Genomic DNA, 715 nt, shown 5'->3' with positions numbered 1-715 from the left:
ATGTTAAAGCTGGCGCAAGTCGGCCAAGAATTAAAGTGGCTTCGGCTTCGCCTGGCAATTCTGGAAGACTGTGTGGCGGCGCTTTCAGCCGAACAAAAAGTGCCCACTAGGCCTTCAGGTGGAAGGACCGACCACCGAATGAACGGCGCCCGGTGGCGACGGCCAAAGCATCACGAGTAGGCCGCTACAGCCGCTTGAAGTCGGGAAGCCCGCTTCAGAAGTGGTAGTTGATACCCACGCGGACCGTATCGAAGTCGATTCTGGAGGTGGAAGGATCTGGAGCGGCTGTGTTGAAATCGGGGGTGCCCAGATCCACGTGCATGTACTCAGCCTTGAACGACAGCTTCTGGTTCAGCGCCCATTCAACACCTGCGCCGGCCGCCCAGCCCCACCGGGTCTCGTCGTACCCGCAGGTCGGGGTAAAGCCACAGGCTCCCAGGTCGGCCGTGCCTTTGACCTTGCCGACAGCAAAGCCACCCGTGACATAGGGAAGAAAGTTCTCGAAGGCATAGCCGACGCGCGCACGGCCTGTGCCATACCAATCGATGTCCGCCGAACAGCCCTCGATCCCGCAAGGCGGTACAAACGGAACCTTGAGGACGCTGCCGTGAATATTGGCGTAAGACACGTCACCTTCGACGCCGAAAACGATCTGCCCCGCCTGCCAATTGTAACCAGCGGTCAGACCGCCGACAAAGCCGTCTGAATCGACGAC

The 715-nt window shown here is 59.7% G+C and carries 1 protein-coding gene; it reads right to left on the bottom strand.

What is annotated here, in order from left to right; genetic code table 11:
- Positions 1-214: 214 nt before the first annotated feature.
- Positions 215-715: outer membrane protein (locus tag AC1D1L_RS33715; RefSeq protein WP_477345847.1), on the bottom strand; the 501-nt coding region annotated here is incomplete at its 5' end.

It is taken from the genome of Mesorhizobium sp. P2_D6 (assembly GCF_056404315.1).
Note: the sequence above shows the minus strand (reverse complement) of the source record. Positions and strands in the feature narration are given on the sequence as shown.